Genomic DNA, 6,346 nt, shown 5'->3' on the forward strand with positions numbered 1-6,346 from the left:
TTTATGCTGTTTGAAAAGGGTTAAGTAAAGCCACATCAAAGCGTTTGAAATCAGCCAGATTGCGAGTGACTACTGTGAGCTTGTGTGCTTTGGCTGTGGCTGCAATCATGGCGTCTTCGTAAACGGTGTTGGGTTGCTGATGCATGAATTTCGCCCAAAGTCTGAATGCTGCGGCGTCCATAGCCAAGATGTTGTAGGAGGCCGCCAGTTGATCCAACCAATGTTCAATGGCTTGCGCTTTGACCGGGTCTTGTTGCCTTGTGATTTCTATGCCTGATTGGATCTCCCCCAGCGTGACAGCACTCAAAAAAAGATGGGTTTCATCTGCTTCTTTGAACCATGCCAGTACCCCGCCGTGAGGTTTGGGCTTTCGCAACTCGGAGACGACATTGGTGTCTAGCAAATACATGGCATCAGGCCAGAGACGAGGCCTTGCGCCGCAGGCTGGGCGCGCGGGGTGCTACCAGTTGGGCGGTACGCGTACCATCTTGCAACAGAAGTTGCTTTAATTGGGGCCTCTCTGCGTTTTGCAGACGACGCCATTCTTTCAAAGGAACCAATACGGCGGTTTCAGTGCCGCGCTTAGTGACCATTTGTGGACCTTCGGTCAGGCAAGCTGTCAGCAACTCGCTGAACCGAGCCTTAGCGTCTTGAACAGGCCATCTATTCATCGGTAATTCCTTGGGTTTTATCTGACCAGTTTTCTGACTAGTTTAAGTCAGGCCATTGAGTCGGTCAATCGTCGTGGTCTTCTGACCCGGTTTGCAGTGCCCAGCCCGAGCGCACACGGCTGGCTTGTTCTATCAGCCGTTGCAGTTGGTCCAAGTCATTGTGTTGAATGGCTTTTTCAAATGCATCAAGTGCTGCGCGAAAGTGAGCAGTTTGCTTGAGTACTTCGCTCTGGTTGACACTCAGAATGTCGCGCCACACATCTGGGTCGCTGGCGGCGATGCGCGAGAAATCCCTAAAACCTGGTCCTGCCATTCGCAAAAACTCAGCGCCCTGTGCTTGACCAGAAAGTGCGTTGACCGCTGCAAATGCCAGCAAATGCGGCACATGGCTGACGGCTGCAAATGTGGCGTCGTGGTCATGCGCCGCCATCAGGCTGACATGGCTGCCAATGGCGGTCCACACTTGTTGGGCGTTTTCTAGCTGAACTGCGCCAGTTTGCACCAGCGGCGTGAGTATGGTGCGCCTGTTTTGGTAGAGATCGGCTTCAGCATGGTCCACACCAGCTTGCGCTTTGCCTGCGATCGGGTGCGCGGGCACAAAGCAGGACAAACGATCACCCAGATGAGCAACTGCTGCTTGCACCACATCGGTTTTGGTAGACCCCACATCCATGAGCAAACAATCAGGAGACAGTGAGGATGCAATCGCTTGCAAACATTCGGCAGTGCGACTTACAGGTACAGCCACTAAGACGATGTCGCTGTGGTTAACTGTCTCCTCGGCTGTCAAAACGGCTTGATGAATGACGCCGAGTTGCAAGGCCCTGTCTCGCGAGCGTTGACTGGGGCTGAAGCCTACGACCTTGTCAACCAGTCCATATTTTTGCAATGCCAATGCAAATGACGCACCCATCAGGCCACAGCCGATCAGGCCGAGTTGCTTGAATTTAAGAGTGTGTGGCATAGATAAGGTACAGCAAAAAAATCAACGCGGAAAAGTTGAAACGATAAGCCTCAAGCGCTGACCGGGTAGGAGCCAATCACTTTGTAAAACGCGCACATACTTTGCAATTCGCTGAGGGCTTGGGCTACATGAGCTTGGCTGATGTGACCGTCAAGATCGATGTAGAAAAAATATTCCCATTGGCCTGACTTGGCAGGGCGCGATTCGAAGCGCGTCATGGACACGCCGTTTTGCTTGAGGGGCACCAACAAGTCGTGCACCGCGCCGGGTTTGTTGGCCACCGAGACTACCAGCGAGGTGCAATCACGTCCGGTTGCGGGTGGTGTGGCCAAGGTCTGCGGTAGGCAAACAATGGCAAATCGTGTGCGGTTGTAGGCTTCATCCTGGATGGCGTGCGCTACCACATGCAAACCAAACTGAGAGGCGGCACGTTCACTGGCCAGTCCTGCCCATGCAGGGTTGGTGGCGGCGAGTCGAGCGCCTTCGGCATTGCTGGACACTGCGCGGCGTTCGACATTCGGCAAGTGTTGCGTCAACCAGTTTTGGCATTGACCCAATGCCTGCGGATGAGCCAGCACCACTTCTATGCCTTGCAGAGAAGGAGATTGACGCAACAGGTTGTGGCGCACCAGCAGGCTGACCTCACCGACCACATGAACCGGCGTGCGCAAAAATAAATCGAGTGAACGTGCCACGGCGCCTTCGGTTGAGTTTTCCACGCCAACGACGCCGTAATCCGCCGTGCCCGCAGCGGTGGCGTGAAACACCTCGTCAAAGTTATTGCAGTAAATCAGCTCTGCAGCACTGCCGAAATATTCGATGGCTGCCTGCTCGCAAAAAGTACCAATAGGACCCAGTACAGCCACGCGTTGCGGCGCTTCCAAGGCCAAACAAGCTGACATGATTTCGCGCCAGATGGCGGCGACGTGGTTGTTTTTGAGTGGGCCAGTGTTGAGTTGCTGGATTTTTTCCAATACTTGCGCCACACGGTCAGGCCTGAAAAAAGGCGAGCCTTCCGCGCGTTTGATGTTGCCGACTTGCTCGGCAAGTTGCGCACGTTGATTCAGCATGTCCAACAACTGACGGTCGAGGGTGTCGATTTGCGCACGCAAATCGGCCAGTCCGTCAGTGGCTTTGTCGCTCATGGAGTGTCGTCCGCGGGAGTCTCTTCGCCACCGGTTTCGCCCGTATCGTCAGATCCGCCCTGAGCATCGTTTTCCACAATGCGCTGCATGCCGCTGAGCTTGGAGCCTTCGTCCAGTCCGATGAGTATGACGCCTTGTGTGGCACGGCCCATTTCACGGATTTCGCTGACTCGGGTGCGCACCAGTACGCCACGGTCTGTAATGAGCATGATGTCGTCTTCGCTGTGCACCAAGGTGGCAGCCACGACTTTGCCGTTGCGCTCGGTTTGCTGAATGGCGATCATGCCTTTGGTACCGCGCCCGTGTCGGGTGTACTCGTCGATGGGTGTGCGTTTGCCGTAGCCATTTTCGGTAGCCGTCAGCACGCTGTTGCGACTGAGGGCAGTGTCATCGGTGACCACGTTTTCTTGTTCCGCTACCAGCAAAGCAATCACACTTTGTCCATCGTCCAAGGACATGCCGCGCACGCCACGGGCACTGCGCCCCAATGGGCGAACATCGTTTTCATCGAAACGAACGGCTTTACCTCCGTCGCTGAACAACATGACATCGTGTTTACCGTCGGTGAGAGCTGCGCCGATCAGGAAATCGTTGTCATCCAAATTCACCGCAATGATGCCGCCTTTGCGCGGGTTATTGAATTCATCCAGCGAGGTTTTCTTGACCGTGCCCATGGACGTCGCCATGAACACAAACTGGTCTTGAGGAAAGGTTCGAGCAGGGCCAGTCAGTGGCAACACAACGTTGATTTTCTCGCCCTCAATCAGCGGAAACATATTGACAATAGGGCGGCCGCGTGAACCACGCGAACCCTCTGGTACTTCCCACACCTTGAGCCAGTACAAACGACCTCGGTTGGAAAAGCACAAAATGTAATCGTGGGTATTTGCAATGAACAGTTGCTCAATCCAATCGTCTTCTTTGGTGGCAGTGGCTTGCTTGCCGCGACCGCCGCGTTTTTGTGCGCGGTATTCCGATAAAGGCTGGCTTTTGATGTAACCGTTGTGTGACAGGGTGACCACCATGTCGGTCGGCGTGATCAGGTCTTCGGTGGCCAAGTCTTGCGCGTTGTGTTCGATGTGGCTGCGCCGCGCGCCAATTTTGCTTTGACCAAACTCTTGGCGGATGGCCGCCAACTCGTCGCTGATGATGGTGGAGACTCGTTCGGGCCGAGCCAAGATGTCGAGCAAGTCGTCGATTTCTGCCATCACTTCTTTGTATTCATTGACGATCTTGTCTTGTTCCAGACCAGTCAAGCGTTGCAAACGCATTTGCAAAATTTCATGCGCCTGCGTATCGCTCAAGCGGTAGAGACCGTCAGCGCCCATGCCGTATTGTTTTTCTAATCCATCAGGGCGGTAGTCATCGGCGTTGATCACGCCACCATCGGCCTTGGCACGCGTCAGCATGGTACGCACCAACTGGCTGTCCCAAGGCTTGCTCATCAATTCGGCTTTGGCTACCGGCGGTGTGGGTGCGTTGCGGATGATGGCAATGAACTCGTCAATATTTGCCAATGCCACCGCCAAACCTTCGAGTACATGGCCGCGTTCACGCGCTTTACGCAAGGTGAACACGGTGCGGCGTGTCACCACTTCGCGGCGGTGTTGCAAGAAGACGCTGATCAGGTCTTTCAAATTGCACAAACGCGGTTGGCCGTCTATCAGTGCCACCATGTTCATGCCAAAGGTGTCTTGCAACTGGGTTTGTTTGTACAAGTTGTTCAGCACCACTTCGGGCACCGCGCCACGCTTGAGTTCGATCACCAAGCGCATGCCGGACTTGTCAGATTCATCCTGAATATGGCTGATGTCTTCAATTTTCTTTTCGTGAACCAATTCGGCCATGCGTTCTTGCAAGGTCTTTTTGTTGACCTGATAGGGAAGTTCATCAACGATGATGGCCTGACGCTGACCACGGTCTATGTCTTCGAAATGGCATTTGGCGCGCATGACCACACGACCGCGACCGGTGCGATAGCCCTCTTTGACGCCGCTGATGCCATAAATGATGCCAGCGGTAGGAAAGTCGGGCGCAGGCACGATGTCCATCAGGTCATCAATAGATGCATCTGGGTGACGCAGCATATGCAGACAGGCGTCGACCACTTCGTTCAAGTTGTGCGGCGGTATATTGGTGGCCATGCCAACAGCAATACCGGCCGAACCATTGACCAACAAATTGGGGAATTTGGCAGGCATGACCAGCGGTTCTTTTTCGCTGCCGTCGTAGTTGGGCCCGAAATCGACGGTTTCTTTGTCCAAATCGTCAAGCATTTCATGGGCGATTTTGGACAAGCGAATTTCGGTGTAACGCATGGCTGCTGCGTTGTCGCCATCAACCGAGCCGAAGTTACCCTGACCGTCGACCAGCATGTGGCGCAAGGAAAAGTCTTGGGCCATGCGAACAATGGTGTCATAAACCGCGCTGTCGCCGTGCGGGTGGTATTTACCAATCACATCACCAACGATACGTGCCGATTTTTTGTAAGGACGGTTCCAGTCGTTGTTCAATTCATGCATGGCGAACAAGACCCGCCGATGTACAGGTTTTAATCCGTCACGCGCATCGGGTAGGGCCCGGCCGACAATCACGCTCATGGCGTAATCTAGGTAACTGCGGCGCATCTCCTCTTCAAGGCTGATCGGCAGTGTTTCTTTGGCAAACTGGGTCATGTAGGCAGTCTATTCAGGGCAGGTAAATAGGTCATTTTAGGCTAAGGCTTACTTTGAATTTTTATGTTTCATGTGCCATAATCAGTGTGAACTAGGGGTTTAACCTAGCCTGTACATCAACTAAGATTGAAACAAAACGTGCTCAGTAACAAAGGGAATGTTATGAAAAGAAGCAAATTTCTTGCGATTGTTATGTCAACTTTTGCACTTGCCAATATGGCAACTGCTGGAGAAATCAATAATTGGTTGTCATCATCTGGTGAAGTTTGGAAGAACGCAACCGGTGAATGCTGGCGCAATTCATCTTGGACGCCTGCCACTGCAGCAGCAGGGTGTGATGGCGCGATTGTCGAGGAGCCAAAGATGGCCGCTCCTGCACCAGCACCAGCACCAGCAGCGCCTGCACCTGCGCCTCAAATGGAGTCTGCGCCACCTGCAGTTCAGCCCGCCCCACCTGCCCCTGCAGCTGCACCGGCACCCGTGTCAGTGTCCTCCAAAGTGACTTATGCTGCCGATACTTTCTTCGACTTCAATAAGTACGTCATCAAACCTGAAGCCAAGGCCAAATTGGACGACTTGGTTGACAAAATCAAAGCCATCAATTTGGAAGTCATCATCGCTGTGGGTCATACCGACTCTGTAGGTTCCGATGAATACAACCAAAAGCTCTCTATGCGTCGCTCCAATGCTGTCAAGGCCTATTTGATCAGCAAAGGCGTGGACAAATCTCGCATTTACACAGAAGGCAAGGGCGAGAAACAACCTGTTGCTGACAATGGCACCAAAGAAGGCCGCGCCAAAAACCGCCGCGTCGAAATTGAAGTGGTCGGTGCGCGTAAGAACTGATTAACTTTCATGCCTATCAAACCCCGCCTGGTGCGGGGTTTTTTT

At 53.5% G+C, this 6,346-nt stretch carries 6 protein-coding genes; 1 reads left to right on the forward strand and 5 read right to left on the reverse strand.

Annotation, left to right across the window (positions count from 1 at the left end):
• Window position 1 precedes the first annotated feature (1 nt).
• The 5 genes from AC9UG7_RS07775 to gyrA form a co-directional block, all read right to left on the reverse strand.
• Window positions 2-409, reverse strand: a complete 408-nt coding sequence (locus tag AC9UG7_RS07775) for a type II toxin-antitoxin system VapC family toxin (RefSeq protein WP_509586271.1) — start codon at window positions 407-409, stop codon at window positions 2-4.
• 4 nt (window positions 410-413) lie between these two features.
• Window positions 414-671 carry a type II toxin-antitoxin system Phd/YefM family antitoxin gene (locus tag AC9UG7_RS07780; RefSeq protein ID WP_509586273.1) on the reverse strand — a complete coding sequence of 86 codons (258 nt, stop codon included), beginning with the start codon at window positions 669-671 and terminating at the stop codon, window positions 414-416.
• A 64-nt stretch (window positions 672-735) separates the two neighbouring features.
• On the reverse strand, window positions 736-1,635 hold the full coding sequence (locus AC9UG7_RS07785) for a prephenate dehydrogenase (protein ID WP_509586275.1): 900 nt from the start codon (window positions 1,633-1,635) through the stop codon (window positions 736-738).
• A 50-nt stretch (window positions 1,636-1,685) separates the two neighbouring features.
• The gene (gene pheA, locus AC9UG7_RS07790) at window positions 1,686-2,780 is read right to left on the reverse strand and encodes a prephenate dehydratase (protein WP_509586277.1); all 1,095 of its coding nucleotides are present in this window, start codon (window positions 2,778-2,780) and stop codon (window positions 1,686-1,688) included.
• Window positions 2,777-5,455 (reverse strand): DNA gyrase subunit A, encoded by a 2,679-nt coding sequence (gene gyrA / locus AC9UG7_RS07795; RefSeq protein ID WP_509586279.1) that lies wholly within the window; start codon window positions 5,453-5,455, stop codon window positions 2,777-2,779. Before gyrA ends, pheA begins: the two co-directional genes overlap by 4 nt.
• Window positions 5,456-5,617: 162 nt before the next feature.
• Here gyrA and ompA point away from each other — a divergent pair, with 162 nt between their 5' ends.
• The gene (gene ompA, locus AC9UG7_RS07800; protein WP_509586281.1) at window positions 5,618-6,301 is read left to right on the forward strand and encodes an outer membrane protein OmpA; all 684 of its coding nucleotides are present in this window, start codon (window positions 5,618-5,620) and stop codon (window positions 6,299-6,301) included.
• The last annotated feature ends 45 nt before the right edge of the window (window positions 6,302-6,346 follow it).

The organism is Limnohabitans sp., assembly GCF_046052765.1.
Taxonomy (GTDB): Bacteria; Pseudomonadota; Gammaproteobacteria; order Burkholderiales; family Burkholderiaceae_C; genus Limnohabitans.

Coding starts and splice junctions, on each gene's coding strand:
- AC9UG7_RS07775 (WP_509586271.1), bottom strand. CDS start 409: ATGTATTTGCTAGACACCAATGTCGTCTCCGAGTTGCGAAAGCCCAAA.
- AC9UG7_RS07780 (WP_509586273.1), bottom strand. CDS start 671: ATGAATAGATGGCCTGTTCAAGACGCTAAGGCTCGGTTCAGCGAGTTG.
- AC9UG7_RS07785 (WP_509586275.1), bottom strand. CDS start 1,635: ATGCCACACACTCTTAAATTCAAGCAACTCGGCCTGATCGGCTGTGGC.
- pheA (WP_509586277.1), bottom strand. CDS start 2,780: ATGAGCGACAAAGCCACTGACGGACTGGCCGATTTGCGTGCGCAAATC.
- gyrA (WP_509586279.1), bottom strand. CDS start 5,455: ATGACCCAGTTTGCCAAAGAAACACTGCCGATCAGCCTTGAAGAGGAG.
- ompA (WP_509586281.1), top strand. CDS start 5,618: ATGAAAAGAAGCAAATTTCTTGCGATTGTTATGTCAACTTTTGCACTT.